Genomic DNA, 20,478 nt, shown 5'->3' with positions numbered 1-20,478 from the left:
GTGCTCGGCATGGTGAAGACCGAGGACGAGGCGCTGGAGCATATCGTGGCGCTCACCCAGATGTACCGCGAACAGGGCCGCTATCTGGAACGCATCTACAAATGGGCAAAACGCATCGGTTATGACGAGGTCCGCGCCCAGATCATGGACGATGCCGAAAAGCGCAAGGCCTATTTCGAGCGCTTCGTCGAAAGCCAGAAATATGCCCAGGTCGACCCGTGGTCGGAGCGCGTCTCCGGCAAGGACAAGCACGAATTCAAGCCGATGGCCGTGGTCGGCCATCCCGAGCCGGCGGAATGAGGAGCCCATCATGAGCAACGATTTCATCGCCATCGGCCGTATTGAAGATATCCCGCAACGCGGCGCGCGCTGCGTCAACACGGCTTTCGGGCGGATCGCGGTATTCCGCACCGCGGAGGACGAGGTCTTCGCCATCGACGACCGCTGCCCGCACAAGGCTGGTCCGCTGTCCGAGGGCATTGTGCATGGCAGGGCCGTGACCTGCCCCTTGCACAATATGGTGATCTCGCTGGAAAGCGGTTCGGCGCTCGGAGCGGACGAGGGCGAGGTGCAGACCTATCCGGTGCAGGTCGAAGACGGCCGGCTGTTCATTGCGCTCTCCGCACTGCCGATGGCGGCGGAATAGGGGAGGCGGATCATGGCTACCGGACGCACAAAAACACCCGCCCGCATGGAGGACCTCGCCGTCCTGCCGCTGTTCTTCCGGCTGAAGGGCAAGGCGGTGCTCATCGCAGGCGCCAGCGATGCCGCCGCCTGGAAGGCGGAGTTGATGGCCGCCACGGGTGCCGATGTGACGGTCTTTCTGGGACGCGAGGCTGCCGACGCGGCGCTGCTTGCGCTGGAGGCCGATGGCCGTTTGCGCCTTTCCGGGGCGCACTGGTCGGCTGCCGACTGGACGGCGTTTGAACTGGCGCTCGGAGACTGTGTGGATGAGGAGGAAGCGCAGGCCTTCCGCGCGCGGGCGAAGGCGGAAGGCGTGCCGGTCAACGTCATCGACAAACCGGATTATTGCGACTTCCAGTTCGGCTCGATCGTCAACCGCTCGCCGGTCGTCGTCGGCATTTCCACCGACGGCGCGGCCCCCATTCTGGGGCAGGCGATCCGGCGGCGCATTGAAACGCTGCTGCCCAAATCTCTGAAAGGCTGGGCCGGGCTTGCGGCCGGTTTGCGTGACGGGGTGAATGCCAGACTGAAGCCGGGCGGCGCGCGCCGGGCCTTCTGGGAGCATTTTGTCGATCTAAGCTTTGCTGGTACCTCCGGCCCTGATGATGGTGCAGCGGACAGGCTTTTGGCGCGTGCGACGCAGATTGCCGCATCGCCGCAGACGGGCAGCGTCACGCTCGTCGGCGCCGGGCCGGGCGATCCCGAGCTTCTGACGCTGAAGGCCATGCGCGCGCTGCAGTCGGCCGATGTCATCCTGTTCGACGACCTGATCTCGCCGGAAATTCTTGAGCTGGCGCGGCGCGAGGCGAAGCGCATGCTGGTCGGCAAACGCGGCGGGCGGACAAGCTGCCGGCAGGAGGATATCAACCGGATGATGCTCGATCTGGCACGGGCGGGAAAGCGCGTCGTGCGCCTGAAATCGGGCGATCCTTCGGTGTTCGGACGGTCCGGCGAGGAAATCACAGCCCTTCGCGAAGCGGGCATCCCGGTCTCCGTGATCCCCGGCATCACCGCCGCAAGCGCGCTCGCCGCCGGCGCCACCACTTCGCTCACCCATCGCGACTGCGCCCAGTCGGTCCGCTTCGTCACCGGGCACTCGAAGAAGGGCGCGCTACCGGAGGATATCGACTGGCGCGCCATCGCCGACCCGACGACGACAACGATGTTCTATATGGGCGGCCGCACGGCCGGCGAAATCAGCGCACGGCTGATCGCCGAAGGCCTGCCTGCGGAAACCCCGGTCCTGATCGCCGCCAATATCAGCCGCCAGGACGAAAGACGCTGGCACGGCACGCTTGCGGGGTTGGGCGAGGGCATGGCTGAAATCGGCCATGACAACCCGGTCCTGTTCGGCGTCGGCCGGGTTTTTGCCCGGAAGGAGGCCTTGCGGGAGGCGTCAAAGGATGCGCCGGTTTCGTTCTCTGCCGGCGGCGCACGGCCCTTGGCGCCCGCCATGTCGTCGCATTTGTCGGACGGCACGTTGGCAATGTGCAGGAGCGCCTGATTTCACCAGTCGAAGAAGGGCTCCGGTCGAGATCGTAGAGATAGCTCCGGAATTCCTCGAAGCCGTGGGCAAGAATTCGGCGGTGTAGCCGAATTCGCGCAGGAACACTGCCTGTAGCCGACAGCGTCTGCCATGATGAACATGATGTCGGGCTGTCCGGACGGCGCGCCAGCACTGTCCTGGACCAGGGCGCTCATTCCGGTCAAGGCCGATGCGCAAAGGGGCTGTTCGCCGTTTGAATTCGGGGCAGGCGTAGGTAAGGCCGGTCGTCTGTGAGAGAGGGACGCGATTTCGGGCAGCAGCGAAGATGCCGGCATCCGCGGTCCATGGGGACGAGCGCGGCGGCATTCGTGTCTTCCTTTCGCGGCCTTTCCGCGAGCCTGCCCTTTTCGTCGGACGCAAAAGCGGATAGGGCTCGGGAAAGGCTAGATCATCGGGCGGTTAATCTGAACCGCCCGATGATCCATCTCTTTGTTAAGGCGCATCGGGTTATCGAAAAACCGGTAACCACTTTTTCGCCCGATGCTCTAGCGCGCCCATGAAAAGGGGAGACCGGTTTTCCGTCCGGACGCGCGGAAAAACGAAGGGTGAGAGCGTGTTCGCTATTCAAGGGAACACGGACATGCTCCAAGGCCCGGTAATAACCGACTGGTCAGGATGATGCGCGATGATGCCGAAACAATATATCATTCCCGGAATGATGATCCGGGATATGCTGGTTCCGGTGCCGCTCGACTGGACGAAACCCGATGGCGCGTTCATCCAGATTTTCGTGCGCGAGATTGTCGATCCGGTGAAACGGCGTGACGACCTGCCGACGCTTGCCTTTTTGCAGGGCGGGCCCGGCGGCAAATCGCCACGGCCCGTCGGCGGCGGTCCGTCCTGGCTTGCCGAGGCGTTGAAGACCCATCGCGTGATCCTGATCGACCAGCGCGGCACGGGCCGCAGCAGCCGCATCGAGGCGGAAACCATGTCGCGTTTCGGGAATGGCGAGGCGGCGGCCGACTATCTGATGCATTTTCGCGCCGACAGCATCGTTGCCGACTGCGAACATGTGCGCAAGAACCTGATGGGCGATCGCAAGTGGGAGACGCTCGGTCAGAGCTTCGGCGGCTTCATCACGCTCACCTATCTCTCGCAGGCCCCCGAAGGGCTCGCCGCCTGCTACGTGACCGGGGGCCTGTCCGGCCTTTCGGCCTCCGCGGACGAGGTCTACCGCCGCACCTATCCGCGCGTGGCCGTCAAGAACCGGCAGTATCACAAGCGCTATCCGCATGATGCGGGTCTGTTCTCGCGCATTGCCGATCATGTTGCGGAAAATGACGTCCGCCTGCCCGATGGCGACCGGCTCACCGTGCGCCGGCTGCAGACGCTGGGAATCGCATTCGGAGGCGGGGCCGGCTTCGAAAGCGTGCACTGGCTGATGGACGAGGCCTTTGCCGATCCGGATGAAACGCGCCTTTCCGACAGCTTCCTCTTTTCCGTCATGGCGGCGACCGGCTTTGATGCCAATCCGCTCTACGCCCTGCTGCAGGAGAGCATTTACGGGCAGGGAAGCGCGCCGACGAACTGGGCGGCCGAGCGCATCCGCGCCGAGTTTCCGCGCTTTCATCCCGATCAGCGGCCGCTGATGATGACCGGCGAGATGGTTTATCCTTGGATGTTCGAGGAGATACGGTCCCTGCGCCCGTTCCGGGACGCGGCCGAGGCGCTTGCAGCGCATTCCGGCTACCCGCCGCTTTACGATGCGACGCGGCTTTTTGCCAATGATATTCCCGTTGCCGCCGCCGTCTATCACGACGACATGTATGTGGATGCCGGGCTTTCGCTGGAAACGGCTGGGAGGCTCGGCAATTGCCAGGCCTGGGTCACCAATGAATACGAGCATGACGGGTTGCGCCAGAGCCCGGATGTCTTCCGTCGCCTGCGCACCCTCGTGCAGGAGCGCGGCGGCCCGCTCTGAGCGTCCTTCCCCGGACCAAAAATCGGAACGAAGCTCTCGGAGTGGCTGATAAATCTCCCGGATTGCTGTCCGGGAGTGTCAGACATGTCTGCGAACATCTGTCAGCTATGCGTCAAGGCCCTAAATTTGTCCCGAGCACGATGAATGTGGGTGACGCGAGCTTTGTCATCCGTCCGTGAGCGAAGCCGCGCGGTTTTTGTGCAATTCTTCTGCGCGCGTGCATCGCCGCGCCGGTTCGCGCGTGTAAAGAATTCTTCATCATCCGTTTAACGAAATGTCGCTTTGCGCGCGTAATTGCAAATGGCCGTCTCTTTGCAATTTTCGTTGCGAAAAAGGATTTTTCGAATGATGAAACTCTCCGCCTATCTTCTGGCCGGCTCCGTCGCGCTTTCCGCGTCTGCCGCCTTTGCCGATACCACTGTCGAATTCTGGCACAGCTTCTCCGACACCAGCGCCAATGGCGAAGCTCTTGCAGAAATCATCGACAATTTCGAAGCCGCCAATCCCGGCATCACCATCGACGCCCAGTTTATCGGCAATTATAACGACATCGTTGCCAAGCTGCAGGCTGCAATCCCTGCGCGCCGCGCGCCCGACGCGGTGATCATGGAAGTCACCCGTTACGGTCTCTTCGCCGACCGCGGCGTGCTCGATGATCTCTCCGACCGCCTCGCCAATGATCCGCTCGCCGACAATCTGTTCGATTTTGCCCGCGAGGTCGGCGTTTATGAGGGCAAGAACTATATCGTGCCCTTCAACTCCTCGACGCCGGTTCTCTATCTCAACAAGGCCGTCTTCGATGCCGCCGGCTTTGAGGAAGAGCCGAAGCTTGAAACCTATGACGATATCCTGGCTGCCGCGCAGCAGATCACCGATACCCTGGGTGATGAAGGTATCATGGGTATGACGGCGCCGGGCCAGTTCGCCCGCTGGGGCCTGATCATGTCGAATGACAGCGACCTGATCGACTCGAAGACCGGCGAAATTCTGATCGATGCGCCGAACACGGTCGAGGCCTATGAATGGATGGCCTCGCTCGTCGATGAATACAAGGTTGCCTCGCCGGATGGCGTGACCGACGAGAGCAGGGACAAGCAGTTCTTCCTTTCCGGCAATGCTGGCATGATGATGAACTCGACCGGCAATTACGGCGATGCGAAGGAAGCGCTCGGCGACGACCTTCTGGTCCGCCCGATGCCTTGCAACAAGACCTGCGCGGTGCCGATCGGCGGCGCCGGCATCGGCATCCTGTCTTCGTCCGAGCCGGAGGTAAAGGACGCGGCCTACAAGTTCATCTCGTTTGCCGCCTCGCCGGAATCGAACGCCATCTGGTTTGCCGAAACCGGCTACATGCCGATCAACCGTCACACCGCCGATCAGCCGCGCGCTGCCGAAGCGCTTGCCAATGCGGAAGGCATCGATGTCGCCATCAACCAGCTCGACTTCGCCCGTGGCCGTCCGCGCCCGGTCGTCGTCACCTGGATGCGCGCCAACGAATATGACGTCTGGCAGTCGATCGCCCTTGGCCAGCAGAGCGCCGAGGAAGCTCTCAGCGACTTCGCCGAGCGCACCAGGCAGGAAGCCCAGCGTCTTTCCAACTGATTGACGCGCCAAGACATATCGCCCGCGCAACGCTTTCGCTGCGCGGGCATCTTCCAATGACAAGCGCAATGTCTGCGCCTGTGCGAAAGTCCGCCCCATGCCGCGCAAGCTGACGCCCTATCTCTTCGTGCTGCCGCTGATCTCCTTCATCGCGGTGTTCACCTATATCCCGATCGTCACCAGTATCGATCTGAGCTTCCGGCAATGGGACTTCATGACCGCCGACAAGCCGTTTGTCGGGCTGGAGAATTACCGGATCCTGTTCAATTCGCGCGAGTTCTGGAATTCGGTGCGGGTCACGGTGATCTTTGCCCTCGTCTCCGTGCCGATCCGGCTGGCGCTGGCGCTTCTGATCGCAAGCGCGCTCACGCGCGAGGACTTTTCGCGACGCATCCTGCGCGGCGCGCTGTTCCTGCCCTCGGTCACGTCAACGGTCTCGATTGCGGTCGTCTTTTCCTGGGTCTTTTCCACCGATTACGGCATGGCGAACGGCCTGCTCTCGTTCTTCGGCGCCGAGAAAATCCGCTGGATGCAGCGGCCGGACCTGGCGCTTGGCGTGCTGATCTTCATCAACACCTGGAAACAGCTCGGCTATGACATCGTCATCTATATCGCCGGCCTGCAGGCCATTCCGCAGGAACTTTATGATGCCGCCGCCGTCGATGGCGGCAAGCGCCGTCATGTCTTCCGTCGCGTGACGATACCGCTTGTGATGCCGACGACCTATTTCCTGCTGGTGATCTCGGTGATCGAGGCTTTTCAGGTCTTCACCCTCGTCTCGGTGATGACCGAGGGCGGACCGGCGGGCGCGACCGATCTTCTGGTGAACCTGCTTTACCGGATCGGCTTCACCTTCTTCGACATCGGCCAGGGCTCGGCGCTCGCGGTGCTGCTCTTCATCCTTCTCATCGCGCTTGCGGTCATCAAGTCGCGCATTCTCGGCCGGAAGGTGCACTATGAAGCCTGACAATCCGATACTCGCCGCGCTGGCATTGCTGGCGGGCCTCGCCTTCCTGTCGCCCGTGCTTTACTCGATCTGGATGTCGTTCCAGACCTCGACGGCCTATTACACCGGCACGGTCGATTTCACACTCGGCAATTACCGGCTCGCCATAGGCCAGTACAATTTCGCCCGCTATCTGCTGAACAGCCTGATCGTCTCGGGCGCGGTCACTCTCATCGGCATCAGCTTTGCCACCATGGCGGCCTATGCCTTTGCCCGGTACCGCTTCTTCGGTTCCAACCTCTTGTTTGCGGCGACGGTGGCGACGCTGATGATTCCGAGCCATATCAGCCTTATCCCCAACTATCTGACGCTGGCGAGGGTCGGATTGCTCGACAGCTATGCGGGCCTGATCCTGCCGGCGATTTCCAACGGCTTTGCCGCCTTCTTCCTGCGCCAGTATATCCGCGGCATTCCCCGCGCGCTGGATGAAGCCGCCTATATGGACGGGGCGACGCCGCTCAAGGTGTTGTGGCGGGTAATCGTACCGATTGCCAGGCCCGCGATCCTCTCCATGGGCCTCTACATCTTCATCACCGAATGGAACAACTATATCTGGCCGCTCGTCGCCACCAGCCGGGAGGACCTCTACACGCTGCAGGTCGGTCTCGCCCGGCTCTACCGCATCAATCCGGGCGAGGGGCTGATCAACTGGCCGCTGGTCATGGCGGCATCGGCGATTTCCATGCTGCCGGTCATTGCCGGCTTCGTGCTGGTCGAGCGGCATCTGGTGCGCGGCATCACGATGGGCGCCGTCAAATGACGCTGAATATCAAAAAAAGGAAAAGACTGTGACACGCATTGCATCCCATCGCGGCGGAACGCTCGAATATGGCGACAGCACCTTCGCGGGCTTTTCCGCAACGGCGGCGATGGACGTCGACGAGGTGGAATTCGACCTGCACCCGACCGCCGACGGCCGCATCATCGTCAATCACGACGCAACGCTCGACCGGACGACCGACCGCAGCGGCGTCATCGCCGAAATGAAGGCGGCAGACGTGCGCGGAGCAATCGTCAATCATGCCGGTGACGGATTTCGTCACCCGCTCTTCGTCGAGGAGCTTTGCGACATCTTCAGGCTGAGCAAGGTCGTCTTCCGCTGCGAGATCAAGCCCGGCGCTGACGGGAGGCCCTATGCGGATTTCGTGCCGCGCGTGGTCGAAGCGCTCGAAAAGGCCGGGCGGCTCGAAACCACGGTGTTTTCCTCTTTCCTGCTGGAAAGTCTCGATGCCCTGAGGCAGGCAGCTGACAGGCCCACGCTCTGGCTCGTCAGTCCGCCGGTATTGACCCAGCTCGGGAGCCGCGGCGTCGTCGAGATCGCCCGCCAGCGCAGCATTTCAGAGATTTCCGTCAACATAGACATGGCCGACGCCTCGCTGAAACAGCGTGCGGAGGATGCCGGTCTCGCCTTCGGCGCCTGGGCCGCCCACACGGCAGCGCAAATCTCGAAAGCCTTCGCACTGGACCTCAAGGTCTTCACCACCGACCGGCCGCGGCTGGCGATCGATATCCGCAATCAACTGGCGCAGGAGAGGGTATGATGAGCAGCATCGCGCTCAGGAACATCCGCAAGGCCTATGATAACGGCCCAACGGTTCTGCATGGCGTTTCAATGGATATCCGGCCCGGCGAGTTCATCGTCATCGTCGGCCCCTCCGGCTGCGGCAAGTCGACGCTTCTGCGTCTGATCGCAGGCCTTGAGGATTGCCGCGAGGGCGATATCGAGATCGACGGCAGGCGCGCCAATGACGTCTCGCCGCAGGACCGCGATATCGCGATGATCTTCCAGAACTATGCGCTCTATCCGCACATGAGCGTGCGCGAGAACATCGCCTTCGGGCTGGAACTGCGCGGCGTGGCGAAGAAGGAGCGCAACCGGCGCGCCGAAGAGGTTGCCGCCACGCTGCAGCTCACTCCCTATCTCGACCGCAAGCCCGCCGCTCTTTCCGGCGGCCAGCGCCAGCGCGTTGCCATGGGGCGGGCGATCGCGCGCGATACCTCGACCTTCCTGATGGACGAGCCCTTGTCCAATCTCGACAATGCGCTGCGCGTCGTCATGCGCCGAGAGATCAAGGAACTGCACAGGGCGCTGAGGGCGACCATCGTCTACGTCACCCACGACCAGACCGAGGCGCTGTCGCTCGCCGACCGGATTGCGGTGATGAAGGGCGGCTATCTGCAGCAGTTCGACACGCCCGAGGCGATCTATGACCGGCCTGCCAACCGCTTCGTCGCCTCCTTCATCGGCGCGCCGGAGATGAACTTTCTCGATGCCGGCTCGATACCCGGCGGCATTGTCGCGGAAGGGCTCACGGTGGGGCTGCGCTCCGACGCTTTGACGATCACGGCGACGCGGCCGGACGGCGTGGCGCTGCCGGCGCGCGTTACATTGAGCGAAATGACGGGGTCGGATGTCGTGCTTCATTGCGAAACGCCGGCGGGCCGGGTTACGCTCACGGCGCACCGCGGCGCGCTTCCGGGCGATCTTTCCGACTGCTGGATTGCCTGCGACATGAACGCGGCGCATTTCTTCGACGCGGAGACGGGCGCGCGGGTTGAAACGCAGCAACAGCTTGTTGTGCAGGACTGAGGAAGACGACAGAGCCGACATGAACATACCCGATGGCATTCCCCAGCACCTGAGCGATCTCGTCGCGCTGAACTCGGAGCGACTGACCCAGGCGGATACGCGACTTCTCGACGTGCTTCTTCAGAATCCGCTGCGCGCAGCCCTTGAAAACGGCAAGGAAATCTCCACCCGGGCCGGCCTTCATCCGTCTTCCGCCGTTCGCCTGGCGCGTCGTCTGGGGTTTGAAGGCTATCCGGAATTCCGCACATTCCTGCAGAACAGTCTCGCGGGCGAGGATGAGGATTTCGACAACGGCGCTGCCCGCGTTGCCGCCCGTCTCCTGCGGGCCGATGAGGGCCAGCTGGTCTCTTCCGTCATCGACAGCGAGATCGCAGCGCTGGAAGCGGCGCGCAACAGCGTTGATGACCGGCAGATCCGAAAGTTTGCCGAAACGGTGCGGGATTGCCGCAAGGTCTTCATCATCGGCACGGGCCACGCCGGCGCGCTCGCCCAGCTTCTGGGGCTGCGGCTCAATCGTTCGGGCTATGATGCCGTTGATCTCACAGCCACGCCGAACCAGATGCGCGAAAAGCTGATGACGATGACGGCCGACGACGTGCTCTGGCTCTTTGCCTTTCGCAAATTGCCGCCGCTGGTCCAGGATATCCGCACCGTCGCCGCGGATCGGGGCGCGAAAACGCTTGCCGTGACCGATGTGCGGGGCGGACGGTTTTCCCCGCCGCCGGACCATCACATCACCATTTCGCGCGGATCGCTCGGCCAGTCGCAGTCGCTCGTCATCCCGATGACGGTTGCCAATACCGTGATCCTCGATCTTGCAGCCATCGACAACGGCCGCTCGATCCGCGCCATCGAGCAGTTCGACCGCTTCCGCGAAGACGGCCCGCCTCTGAGCTGGGGCTGAGGGGCTATGCCTCTCGGCGCTCGACCAGATAGACATGGTCGCAGGCCATCACGACCTCTTCGCGCTGGTTGCGGACGCGCACCTCCTCGATGACCCGGCCATGGCCGGGTCGCTTCGGATCGTCCTCGCAGCGCGTGATCGTCAGCACGGTGTGGATCGTGTCGCCGATGAAGACCGGTTTGGGGAAGCGCAGCCGCTCATAGCCATAGGTGAAGGAGAGCGGATTGATTTCCGACGCCGACAATCCGATGCCGATGGCAAAGGTCATCGTGCCATGGGCGATGCGCTGTCCGAAGGGGCTATCCTTCATGAATTCGGCATCCATGTGGTGGGGAAAGAAGTCGCCCGTATGGCCCGCATGGACGACGAAATCCGTCTCGGTGATCGTCCGGCCATAGGTGCGGCGCTCCTCGCCGACCTTGATGTCCTCGAAATGGCGTGGCCGCTCCATCAGAAGCTCTCCGTAAACAGTGTGTTGATCCGGGCAATGGCGGCACGCGCGTTTGTGCCATCCCTGAGCGCCTCGTTGAGTGCCTCGGAGGCCGCAGCCTGGAAGCGCATATAGCCGTTGTGGCGCGGACGCAGGAATGCTGTTTCCAGCGTTTGCCTTGTGTTGCGATAAAAATCGTGGGTTTTGGCGTTGACGGCATCGTCGGTCCAGCCGGCGTCATGGCCGGGCTGGCCGCCGGCCTCGGGATAAAGCCCCGACTGAACCGCGGCCCCTGCGACCCAGTAGGCGTAGTCGATTGCCGCTTCCCGGTTCCCGCAAAAGGCCGAGACGGCAATGCCCGTGCCGCCGAGCGCCGATCCGCAGGGGCCGTTATCGCCAAGTGACGGGATGTCGGTGAAGGTCAGCCGATGCGGGCGAAAACCGTCGATGGCGTAATTCACATAGCCATAGATATAGGGCGAGAGGACTGCCTGCGGCCCAGGCCCGGCCAGCGCCTCGAGCACGGCAATCGGGTCCATGGCGAAGTTTTCCGCCGGCACCACGCGTGCAAGTTCGGCAAGCTTCTCATAAACCGCGATACCGTCATCAACGGCGATCAGCGGGCCGGGGCTTTCCGTCTGGCAGGGCGTGCCGGTATTGGCGGCAAGCGTATAGAACGTCATCAGATTGTGCGGCGGGCGCAGCGGAAGCATGACGCGGCCTACGCAGGCAAGCGCGATCAGGCTATCCCAGTCTTGGGGTAATTCTTCGATCAGGTCCTCGCGATAGGCCATGACCTGCGCTGCCGCGTCCAGCGGGAATGCCCATTGACGTCCATGATAGCCATAGCTCGGGTAGGACGCGCCGACGGAGCCTTCTGCAAGCGCATCCCGCTCGTCCTCGCGACCCGGCACATCCAGCGGCGCCAGGCAGTTCTCCGCCGTGATCTGGCCCACATGCGGGTGATCGATGACGATCAGGTCATATTGCCGGGCCAGTTCCTCGACCGGAAAGCTCTCGAAATCCTGCAGGCTGCGCTTGTCCCATTCGATCGCGACGTCTGTCTTCCTCCGCCATTCGGCGGCACTTGCCGCCATCGGGTCATAGCCGCGCGGATGGCTCCAGGTCATGCCTTTCAGTTTGATCGTCACAGGCCGAACTCCGCGCGTATGGCTTCGCTCTGCTCGCCGATCCTCGGCGCGGCGCGGCCGGTCTGCATGCGCCTGCCATCGATCCTCAGCGGCGAACGCGTGGTGCGGATCGAGACCCCGTCCTCGCGCGTCACCGTCTGCAACATGTCGAGCACCTTGAAGCCGGCATGGTTCATCAGTTCCTGCCAGTCGAGCACCCTGGCGCACCAGACATCGGCCGGTTCCAGAATAGAGAGCCAGTGGTCCGTGGTTTCGGTGGCGAGATGGCCGGCGATGATGCGCTTGATGTCGTCGCGCGCGGTAAACCAGAGATCCGGCTTGCCGCGGTAGGGGGCAAGGTCATCGAAGCCAAGCACGTCGGAAAGCTGGTCGATCGGCATCATCGCGAGCGTCAGCCAGCCGTCGGCGGTCGGATAGACGCCGTAGGGGGCGGAAAGATAGGCATGGGCGGAGCGGTAGGCGGCGCGTTTCGGCGGCCGCTCGCCGTCATTCAGATGCGTCGTCAGAACCTCGAACTGGAAGTCGATCATCGCCTCCAGCAGGCTCGTCTCCACATGCGCGCCCTTGCCGGTGCGGCCCTGCTTCACCAGCGCGGCCAGAACGCCCTGCGCCAGCGCGGCGCCCGCCAGCATGTCGGCAATGGCAAGGCCGAAGGGCACCGGGCCCTGGCCGTCGTCGCCGTTCAGCCACATCACGCCGGAGCGCGCCTGCGCCAGAAGGTCCTGGCCCGGCCGGCTGACCCAGGGCCCTTCGTCACCATAGCCAGTGATCGAGCCATAGACGAGGCCCGGGAAATCCTGTTTCAGCGTCTCGTAATCAAGCCCGATCCTCTGAATCACGCCGGGGCGGAAATTCTGCAGCACCACATCCGCCTTGCCGATCAGCGTCTTCAGCGCGGCAAGGTCGTCCGGGTCCTTCATGTCCAGCGCGAGACTTTCCTTGGACCGGTTGATTGCGTGGAAAATCGTGGAATCGCCGCCGATCTCGGTGTCGGAGAGATAAAGCCTGCGGGAAAGATCGCCAAGGCCCGGACGCTCGATCTTGATCACCCGCGCGCCGAGGTCCTGCAGGCGGAGCGAGCAATAGGGGCCGGAGAGAAACTGGCACATGTCGAGCACCAGCACGCCCTCGAGCGGCAGGTCGGACGTATCTGCGGTCATGGTCTTTCCTTGATCGGGGTGGCGGGGCGGGCGCTGCTCTCATAAGCGGCCTCGACCAGCGCCATGGTGTTCCAGGCGTCCTCGACGCTTGTCAGAAGGGTGTCGTCCTCGCCGGCGACGAAACGCTGGAGATTGTTCATCACACCGATGAAGGCATGCGGGAACCATGTGCCGGAAAGCGGAATCTCTTCCCAGTCGCCGCCCTTTTTGCAGAACCAGAGCTCGTCCGGCACGCCCTTGGGGTAGTCGAGATTGACGCCGAGCGTGGTGATGGCCACGCCCCTGGTGCCCTCGAAACGGAAATAGCAATCCTGGAATTTCGGCCCGAAGTCATGGTTGTGATTGACCGACATGACCGCGCGCACGGGCTCGGGATAGTCGAGGATCGCCGATGTGCGCGACTGCGAGACCGTGGTGTCCGGATGGCCGAGCGTTTTGGCATGGATGCCGCGCGGATTGCCCAGAAAATGGCGCATCAGGTCCAGATAGTGGATCGAGTGCAGCAGGATCTCGACGCGCTCCATGCCCTTCAGGAACGGCCAGAGATGCCAGGGTGTCATGATGTTGGCGTGCAGTTCGACATCAACGAGTTCGCCCAGCGCGCCGCTTTTGTAAAGGTCGTGGATCGCCAGCATCATCGGCGAGAAACGAAGCTGGAAATTGACGGCGGCCGTCAGTTTTTTCTCGCGGGCGGCCTTGAGGATCGCCGTCGCCTCGGCAAGGTCGCGCCCCATCGGCTTTTGCAGAAGGGCAGGCGCCCCTTCCGGCAGTTTCTCGATCACGCCCTGATGGGCAACCGGCGGCAGCGCCAGGTCGAAGACGGCGTTTTCGGTCGCGATCGCCTCCTCAAGGCTGGCGAATGGCGTGATGTCCCAGTCGGCCGCAACCTGGGCGGTGCGTTCGGCGTCGAGATCGAACACGCCGGCGACAGGAATGCCGGCCATGCGATAGGCGGGCAGATGGGCGTCGGTGACGATCGAACCGCCTCCGATAATGACGATAGGGCGCGGCGAACCCGCCGCTGCCCAGCTTTGCGCCGGGCTGCGAGACGTTTTTGACAACCTGCTCCTCCTTCAGGCGAGAGTGTCATTCTTATGTGAAGAGGTTATTCAAATTTGGGCGGAATTCAAGGGGGCGAGTTTGGTTCCTTGTGTTTTCCTTCCGGTCGCTGGCCTGGAACGTGCTGCTCGGCAGCCACCCGTTTGCACTCGACAGGCCTTATTTTTCGCACTACGAAGCCTTGTTTTCCCGACCAACGCAACATTGCGCCGTGCGGTTTTCGTGGCGCCAATCCGGCTCATCGCAGCGCCAACAATCAGGAGGATGATCATGAGCGAATTGCCGCCATGTCCCAAATGTCAGTCGATTTACGCCTATGAAGACGGAGCGCTGTTGATCTGCCCCGAATGCGGGAACGAATGGACGCCGGGGACGGACGAGAGCGGCGGACCGGAATTCAAGGACGCCAATGGCAATCGACTGGCCGATGGCGATACCGTCACCGTCATCAAGGACTTGAAGCTCAAGGGTTCAAGCCAGGTTCTGAAAGTCGGCACCAAGGTGAAGAACATCCGACTTGTGGAAGGCGATCACAATATCGACTGCAAGATAGACGGTTTCGGCGCCATGAAGCTGAAATCGGAATTCGTGAAGAAGATCTGAGGCCCGCCCCGGCAGGGGCCTCAGTTTTCTTGAGGCCTGTGCCGCCGCCGCTCCCGATTCGGCAATGGCGATGATGGCCGCGGCCTGGAGCAGCCCGTGGCTTTGCCGACCTCAGTCGAGATGGAACACGTCTTCCATCTCGATCCACCATTCATCCTCTTTCGCCGTTTCGAGCGGTTTCTGGCACGGCATGCAGACCGACCACCATTCCTGCGTTTTCGGATCTGCGGCCATCTTCGCCATGTCGGCCTCGTAGTCATCGCCGGTATATTCGTAGTAGGAAAACAGGAGGTTTTCCGGCTCCCTGAGGAAAATGGTATAGTTCCGGATATTACATTTCCTGATCATGTCCAGAATTTCCGGCCAGACGTCGGCGTGCAACCGCTTGTATTCGGCCACCTTGTCGGCGTTGAGCGTCAGGACCATTCCGATGCGCTGCATGGGTTCCTCCCTGTTTCAGCAATAAGATGAGGTCGCGTCGATGCCTTCTAAAGCCGGTAGACCTTCTCCGCATTGACGCTGAACAGTTTTTTCTGCTCATCGGGACTGGCGTCGGCGACCAGTTCCTTCGAGGCCGCGACCCAGTCTTCAAGGCTTGCAAACAGCATACAGACGGGAAAGTCGGAGCCCCAGACGACGCGGTCGAAGGTGAAGGTGTCGATGACGTGGCTGACATAGGGGCGTAGACCCTCAACGCTCCAGTCCGCGCCGCCATAGGCGATGACGCCGGAGACCTTTGCCGTCACATTGGCGAGCTTCGCGATCTCGCCGATATGCTCCCGCCAGGGATCAAGTCCGTCATTTTCGATATCCGGCACGCCGCAGTGGTCGAGCACGAACTGAACCTCCGGGCATTTCTGCGCCAGATCGATGGCGAGCGGCAGCTGGCGGGCCAGCACGCAGAGATCGAATGTCATGTCGTGGGCCGCTAGCCGACGGATATTCTCGACAAATATATCCGACTGGGAAAGCGCGTCCGGCATGATATGCAGCACGCGGCGCAGGCCCTTGACGCCCTCGATCGCGGCGATGCGCTCCAGATAGGCGGGGAAATCGGGGCTTTCCGGCCGGCCGGCGGCAATGGCGCCTGCAATTCTTTCATGGGCCCCGACGATGAAGGCGCTTTCGGCCTCCATGTCCTCTTCCGCAACGTCGACCTCCATGTGCAGCGCTTTTTCAATGCCGAGGTCTTCGGCGTGGGCGAAAAAGCCTTCCGCCGTTGCCTGGTGGTCAAGGGCAGGGGCGTCCTTCAGCCAGGGGTAGGAGAAGCGGTCCTTGTAGACGAGGTGGAGATGGGTATCGATGATGCGCATGTGGTCCTCCCTTGGCCCGCGCGCGGGCGTATCTGCCTCTTTTTTCCCGGCCCTTTCGGTGCGGGCGGTCTTGATCTCAATCCTCCGGCCGTCCCTTCGACAGGCTGGCGGCGGCCGCGCGCACCAGTTCAAGCGTATGGGCGCGGTCTTCGCGACCATCGCGGTCGAGCCGTTCCGTATAGGGCGAGGTGACAACCGCCATCACCGAGCCGAGCGGGCCGATGACGGGGGCCGACAGGTTGGTGACGCCGGCGATCTGTTCGGACGGCATCATGGTGTGGCCGTCCCTGCGGATGGTCTCGAGCATCGCCTCGACCTGGGGCGACATCGTTTCGCCCGCACCTTTCAGCATCAGCGCCCGGTTCTCGGGTGATGAGAAAGCCAGGAAGACGAGACCGGAGCCGGTCGAGGTGAGCTTGAGCTGGGTGCCGACGCGCACGGCGAGCGACCAGTAGCTCGGCGCATCCACCTGGGCAACGACGACCGCGGCGTTGCGGTCGAAGACCACGAGATGGCACGACTGCCCGGCATCCTGCGCGACTTGCTGAAGCAACGGCATCGCCTGGTTGACAAGTCGCCGCAGCGGCGGACGGGCATGGACCAGTTCGAACATCTTCAGTGTGATCTCGTAGCGGTCCTCCGGCGTACGGCGGATATATTCGCGTCGCACCAGCCGGTCGAGCATGCGGTAGATCTCGTTTGGCGTGCGCCCCAGCGACTTGGCAATCTCCGCCTGGCTGAGAGCCCCGTCCGTTTCCGCCAGCAGCTCGAAAATATCGAGTCCCTTGTCGAGAGCGGGGGCGCGGTAGCGGTCGGAGTCATCTGTTGCCATGGTCGGTCCTCAAGCGGCGGGTGCGTTTCTTCACCCTGAAAATGCAGCGAAACTGCCGGTGTTCCTGTCCAATATCAAGAGCGGCGTTGACGAGCTTGCCGAAATGATGCTTATATACGAATAGACTTTTCAAATATGGAGGATCAAGTCTTTTCTGGGCTTGAACGCGAGAGGAGGAGAATGATGCGAATGACTTTTCTGAAGGCGGCGCTTGTCGCCTGCTGCGCCGTGGGCGGCCTCGCTGCCTCGGCCCAGGCCGATGATTTCGACTACGGCAGTTTTCCGGACTATACGCTGAAGGTGAAGCTGATCGGCGGCACCCAGTACGAGAAGCTCTATACCCGTATCCCGGAATGGGAAGAAATGACCGGCGCCAGGGTCGAGATCGTTTCCTCGAAGAACCATTTCGATCTCGACCGCGAGATCAAGCAGGACATTGCCGCCGGCGACATTTCGTGGTGCGTCGGCTCCAACCATACGAGCTTCGCCCCGCAATATGGCGATCTCTACATCGACCTTTCCGAGCATATACCGCCGTCCGAACTCGATAAATATGTCCAGGGCACGCTGAACGCCTCGACGGTTGATGGCCGTCTGGTGCAACTGCCGCGCGTCACCGATGTTTCCAACATCTACTACCGCAAGAGCCTTTATGCCGATCCGGCAAACCAGGCCGCGTGGAAAGAGAAGTATGGCACCGAACTGGCGCCGCCGAAGACCTTCGACGAGTTCCGCGACCAGGTGATCTTCTTCGCCGATCCGCCGAACCTTTACGGCACGGCCTTTGCCGGCAAGGATGAGGGCATGTCGGGCCGCTTCATGGAAATCCTGCGCGCCAATGGCGGCGATATGTTTGATGAGGACATGAAGCCGGTGTTCAATTCCGAAGCCGGCGTCGAAGCGCTGCAGTGGTTCATCGACATCTACGAGGCCGGCGCGGTTCCTGCCGGTACGGTCAACTATACCTGGGATGATATCGGCCAGGCCATGGCCGCCGGTCAGCTTGCAGTCGATCTCGACTGGCCGGGCTGGGCAGCCTTCTTCGCTGATCCGGAAGCCTCCAAGATCGCCGATGACCTCGGCTATGCGGTCTCGCCCGTCGGTTCGTCCGGCAAGCGCGGGGGCTGGTCCGGCTCGCACTCCTTCTCGGTCACGCAGGATTGTGAAAACAAGGAAGCCGGCGTGTCCTTTGCCGTGTTCATGACCAATGACGAGAGCGAACTGATGGAAGCCATGGCCGGCAATCTGCCGACCCGCACGGCGACCTATGACGAAGTCGTCAAGTGGTTCAACGAGAACGGCAAGGAAAACCTCGCCGAGATGTTCACGGTGTGGAAGGGCTCGCTTGATGACGCCCGCACGCCGCCGCTCATTCCTGAGTGGATCCAGGTCTCCAACGTGTTGTGGCCCGAGCTGCAGGCCGCCATCGTCGGCGAGAAAACGGCGCAGGAAGCCCTCGACGATGCCGCCGAGGAAGCGACCTACATCATGGAAGACGCGGGCTACTACTGATCCCGCTTCCCCCCAAGGCATGATGCCGCCGGCCTTCGGGCCGGCGGTATTTGACCGGCCCGAAGGCCGGCACTCCTCCCATTCTTTTCACTTCTCGAAGGCGCGACATGAAGTTTTTCAGGTCTCCGCAGGCGACGCCCTATCTTCTGCTGCTGCCGGCCATCATCGTCATTCTGGCGGTCGTGCTGGTGCCGCTTCTCGTGTCGTTCTGGACGAGCTTCACCAGTTACAACCTGGTTCGACCGGACTCCCTTTACAATTTCGTGGGGCTGCGCAATTACGAGCGGCTGATGGGCAATGACGATTTCTGGTGGGCCTTCGGGCGCACTGTCGTCTTCATCACCATTGCGCTCAACCTCGAAATGGTCATGGGGCTGGGGCTCGCGCTCCTGGTCAACCGCATCACCTGGGGCCAGCGCACGCTCAGAACCATCATGATGTTCCCGATGATGTTCTCGCCCATTCTTGTGGGCTTCCAGTTCAAATACCTGTTCAACGATTCCGTCGGCCTGGTGAACAATGCGCTGTTCGCGCTGAACCTGATCGAAAAACCGATCCCGTGGCTGGTCAATGGCTGGCTTGCGAACTTCTCGATCATTGTCGCCGAGATGTGGATGTCGACCTCGATCTTCGCCATCCTGCTGATGGCCGGCCTGCTGGCCATGCCGAAGGAGCCGATCGAGGCGGCCAAGGTGGACGGCTGCAACGCCATCCAGGTCTTCCGCCATATCACGCTGCCTTTCCTGATGCCGTTCATCTGGATCGCGATGACGATCCGATCGCTCGACGTCGCGCGCGCCTATGACATGGTGAAAATCATGACCAATGGCGGGCCGGCGGGCCGCACGGAACTGATCTGGACGCTGATGACGCGGACAGGCTACCAGAACTCGCAGATGGGCATGGCGAACGCCATGGGCTACGTCTCCATCCTGCTGTCGATCGCCTTCACCATCATCTTCTACCGCAATCTCTCCAAGTCGCGGCTGTTCATGGGAGGCGCACAATGAGGAACGCCATGACCATCGAGAGGCCCTGGCAGCGCTGGCTGCTCAGGATCACGCTGTTCATCGCCATGATGGTCCTCGTCGTGCCCGGCGCATGGGTGGTTCTGACCGCCTTCCGTCCCAATGTCGAGGTCATGGCGCGTCCGCCGGTCTGGATCCCGCAGCAGTGGACGCTCAACAATTTTCTCGGCATTTTCGGGCTTCTGCCGGAGCGGCAACAGGGATTGCCGGTCACGAACTACTTCATCAACTCGCTGGTGATCTCGCTCACCTCCACCTTTGTTGCCATCCTGATCGGCATGATGGGCGGTTATGCCTTTGCCCGCTATCGGTTCAAGGGCAAGGGGGCGCTGTTCCTCTCCTTCATGCTGTCGCGCACCGTGCCCGGCGTGGCGCTGTCGCTGCCGCTCTTCATTCTCTGGAGCAGGATCGGGCTGATCGACACCAAGTTCGGGCTGATCCTCGTCTATATGGCGATCAACATCCCCTTCACCATCTGGCTGACGGACGGCTTCTTCCGCCAGATCCCGGCCGACCTTTCCGAGGCTGCCCAGATTGACGGCTGCACCCGCTGGCAGGCTTTCTGGAAGGTCGAGTTTCCGCTCGCCCGTTCCGGTCTTGCCTCAGCCGGCATCTTCGCCTTCCTCACCGCCTGGAACGAGTTCGCGCTCGCAAGCCAGCTCACCCGGACCACCGCCTCGAAGACCATGCCGGTCGGGCTGATGGATTTCACCGCCCAGTTCACCGTCGACTGGACCGGGATGAGCGCCATGGCGGTGCTGATCATCATTCCCGCGCTCATTCTCACCTTCATCGTACAAAAGCATCTGATTGCCGGACTGACGTTCGGCGGTGTGAAAGGATAATCCCGTGGCCGAAGTGCACCTTTCCAAAATCGTCAAGCGTTACGGATCGCTGGAAGTCGTTCACGGCATCGATCTTGAAGTCGCGCATAACGAATTCGTCGTTCTCGTCGGCCCGTCTGGCTGCGGCAAGTCGACAACACTCAGGATGATCGCCGGCCTGGAGGAAATCTCCGGCGGCGAACTGAAGATCGGCGACCGCGTCGTCAATGCCCTGCCGCCGCGCGCGCGCAACATCTCAATGGTGTTCCAGTCCTACGCGCTCTATCCGCACAAAACCGTGCGCGAGAATATG

21 protein-coding genes and 1 pseudogene are annotated in these 20,478 nt (G+C 62.1%); 15 read left to right on the top strand and 7 right to left on the bottom strand.

All coding sequences use genetic code 11. From position 1 onward, the window contains the following. The 10 genes and pseudogenes from AC5DC2_RS05415 to AC5DC2_RS05370 form a co-directional block, all read left to right on the top strand. Positions 1 to 300: pseudogene (locus AC5DC2_RS05415) on the top strand (nitrite reductase large subunit); the annotation flags it as partial. Positions 301 to 310: 10 nt separating this feature from the next. Then, the gene (nirD, locus tag AC5DC2_RS05410) at positions 311 to 646 is read left to right on the top strand and encodes a nitrite reductase small subunit NirD (RefSeq protein WP_491697766.1); all 336 of its coding nucleotides are present in this window, start codon (positions 311 to 313) and stop codon (positions 644 to 646) included. Between the two features lie 12 nt (positions 647 to 658). Beyond that, a complete protein-coding gene (cysG, locus tag AC5DC2_RS05405) occupies positions 659 to 2,188 on the top strand; it encodes a siroheme synthase CysG (RefSeq protein WP_491697765.1) in 1,530 nt (509 codons plus the stop codon). A 670-nt stretch (positions 2,189 to 2,858) separates the two neighbouring features. Continuing rightward, positions 2,859 to 4,151, top strand: coding sequence for an alpha/beta fold hydrolase (locus AC5DC2_RS05400; RefSeq protein ID WP_491697769.1), 1,293 nt, complete (start codon positions 2,859 to 2,861; stop codon positions 4,149 to 4,151). Positions 4,152 to 4,496: 345 nt separating this feature from the next. After that, entirely contained in the window at positions 4,497 to 5,753 is a 1,257-nt protein-coding gene (locus AC5DC2_RS05395; RefSeq protein ID WP_491697764.1) for an ABC transporter substrate-binding protein, read from the top strand. A gap of 97 nt (positions 5,754 to 5,850) precedes the next feature. Continuing rightward, complete coding sequence (locus AC5DC2_RS05390) at positions 5,851 to 6,720, top strand: carbohydrate ABC transporter permease (protein WP_491697763.1); 870 nt, start codon at positions 5,851 to 5,853, stop codon at positions 6,718 to 6,720. Continuing rightward, a complete protein-coding gene (locus tag AC5DC2_RS05385; protein ID WP_491697762.1) occupies positions 6,710 to 7,519 on the top strand; it encodes a carbohydrate ABC transporter permease in 810 nt (269 codons plus the stop codon). The genes AC5DC2_RS05390 and AC5DC2_RS05385 overlap by 11 nt, the downstream gene beginning before the upstream one ends. 28 nt (positions 7,520 to 7,547) lie before the next feature. Continuing rightward, complete coding sequence (locus AC5DC2_RS05380) at positions 7,548 to 8,300, top strand: glycerophosphodiester phosphodiesterase family protein (RefSeq protein ID WP_024706249.1); 753 nt, start codon at positions 7,548 to 7,550, stop codon at positions 8,298 to 8,300. After that, on the top strand, positions 8,300 to 9,349 hold the full coding sequence (locus AC5DC2_RS05375; protein WP_491697768.1) for an ABC transporter ATP-binding protein: 1,050 nt from the start codon (positions 8,300 to 8,302) through the stop codon (positions 9,347 to 9,349). The genes AC5DC2_RS05380 and AC5DC2_RS05375 overlap by 1 nt, the downstream gene beginning before the upstream one ends. Positions 9,350 to 9,368: 19 nt before the next feature. Beyond that, on the top strand, positions 9,369 to 10,253 hold the full coding sequence (locus AC5DC2_RS05370; RefSeq protein ID WP_491697761.1) for a MurR/RpiR family transcriptional regulator: 885 nt from the start codon (positions 9,369 to 9,371) through the stop codon (positions 10,251 to 10,253). Between the two features lie 4 nt (positions 10,254 to 10,257). On the opposite strand, the gene AC5DC2_RS05365 is transcribed toward AC5DC2_RS05370, so the two are convergent. From AC5DC2_RS05365 to AC5DC2_RS05350, 4 genes are read right to left on the bottom strand one after another with little or no spacing between them, the layout of a single operon-like run. Then, positions 10,258 to 10,704, bottom strand: a complete 447-nt coding sequence (locus AC5DC2_RS05365; RefSeq protein ID WP_024706246.1) for a MaoC/PaaZ C-terminal domain-containing protein — start codon at positions 10,702 to 10,704, stop codon at positions 10,258 to 10,260. Next, positions 10,704 to 11,813 carry an extracellular solute-binding protein gene (locus tag AC5DC2_RS05360; protein ID WP_491697767.1) on the bottom strand — a complete coding sequence of 370 codons (1,110 nt, stop codon included), beginning with the start codon at positions 11,811 to 11,813 and terminating at the stop codon, positions 10,704 to 10,706. Before AC5DC2_RS05360 ends, AC5DC2_RS05365 begins: the two co-directional genes overlap by 1 nt. Before the next feature lie 17 nt (positions 11,814 to 11,830). Next, positions 11,831 to 12,994, bottom strand: a complete 1,164-nt coding sequence (locus AC5DC2_RS05355) for a CaiB/BaiF CoA transferase family protein (protein WP_491697760.1) — start codon at positions 12,992 to 12,994, stop codon at positions 11,831 to 11,833. Further along, complete coding sequence (locus tag AC5DC2_RS05350; protein ID WP_491697759.1) at positions 12,991 to 14,055, bottom strand: Gfo/Idh/MocA family protein; 1,065 nt, start codon at positions 14,053 to 14,055, stop codon at positions 12,991 to 12,993. Before AC5DC2_RS05350 ends, AC5DC2_RS05355 begins: the two co-directional genes overlap by 4 nt. Before the next feature lie 268 nt (positions 14,056 to 14,323). Between AC5DC2_RS05350 and AC5DC2_RS05345 the strand changes: the two genes are divergently transcribed. Then, positions 14,324 to 14,656, top strand: coding sequence for a zinc ribbon domain-containing protein YjdM (locus AC5DC2_RS05345; protein ID WP_024706242.1), 333 nt, complete (start codon positions 14,324 to 14,326; stop codon positions 14,654 to 14,656). Between the two features lie 111 nt (positions 14,657 to 14,767). On the opposite strand, the gene AC5DC2_RS05340 is transcribed toward AC5DC2_RS05345, so the two are convergent. The 3 genes from AC5DC2_RS05340 to AC5DC2_RS05330 form a co-directional block, all read right to left on the bottom strand. Then, the gene (locus AC5DC2_RS05340) at positions 14,768 to 15,097 is read right to left on the bottom strand and encodes an L-rhamnose mutarotase (protein WP_491697758.1); all 330 of its coding nucleotides are present in this window, start codon (positions 15,095 to 15,097) and stop codon (positions 14,768 to 14,770) included. Between the two features lie 47 nt (positions 15,098 to 15,144). Continuing rightward, positions 15,145 to 15,969, bottom strand: a complete 825-nt coding sequence (locus tag AC5DC2_RS05335; protein WP_491697757.1) for an amidohydrolase family protein — start codon at positions 15,967 to 15,969, stop codon at positions 15,145 to 15,147. Positions 15,970 to 16,045: 76 nt separating this feature from the next. Then, on the bottom strand, positions 16,046 to 16,801 hold the full coding sequence (locus tag AC5DC2_RS05330; protein WP_491697756.1) for an IclR family transcriptional regulator: 756 nt from the start codon (positions 16,799 to 16,801) through the stop codon (positions 16,046 to 16,048). Between the two features lie 189 nt (positions 16,802 to 16,990). Between AC5DC2_RS05330 and AC5DC2_RS05325 the strand changes: the two genes are divergently transcribed. The 4 genes from AC5DC2_RS05325 to AC5DC2_RS05310 form a co-directional block, all read left to right on the top strand. Further along, positions 16,991 to 18,313, top strand: coding sequence for a type 2 periplasmic-binding domain-containing protein (locus AC5DC2_RS05325; RefSeq protein WP_491697755.1), 1,323 nt, complete (start codon positions 16,991 to 16,993; stop codon positions 18,311 to 18,313). Between the two features lie 107 nt (positions 18,314 to 18,420). After that, positions 18,421 to 19,323 (top strand): carbohydrate ABC transporter permease, encoded by a 903-nt coding sequence (locus AC5DC2_RS05320; protein WP_024706237.1) that lies wholly within the window; start codon positions 18,421 to 18,423, stop codon positions 19,321 to 19,323. Further along, entirely contained in the window at positions 19,320 to 20,186 is an 867-nt protein-coding gene (locus AC5DC2_RS05315; RefSeq protein WP_491697754.1) for a carbohydrate ABC transporter permease, read from the top strand. The genes AC5DC2_RS05320 and AC5DC2_RS05315 overlap by 4 nt, the downstream gene beginning before the upstream one ends. Before the next feature lie 4 nt (positions 20,187 to 20,190). After that, positions 20,191 to 20,478, top strand: a 288-nt coding sequence (locus AC5DC2_RS05310; RefSeq protein WP_491697753.1) for an ATP-binding cassette domain-containing protein, incomplete at its 3' end; no start/stop codon positions are given.

Source organism: Martelella sp. (assembly GCF_984369615.1).
The sequence above is the reverse complement of the archived record's forward strand: the minus strand, read 5'-3'. Positions and strand labels throughout refer to the sequence as shown.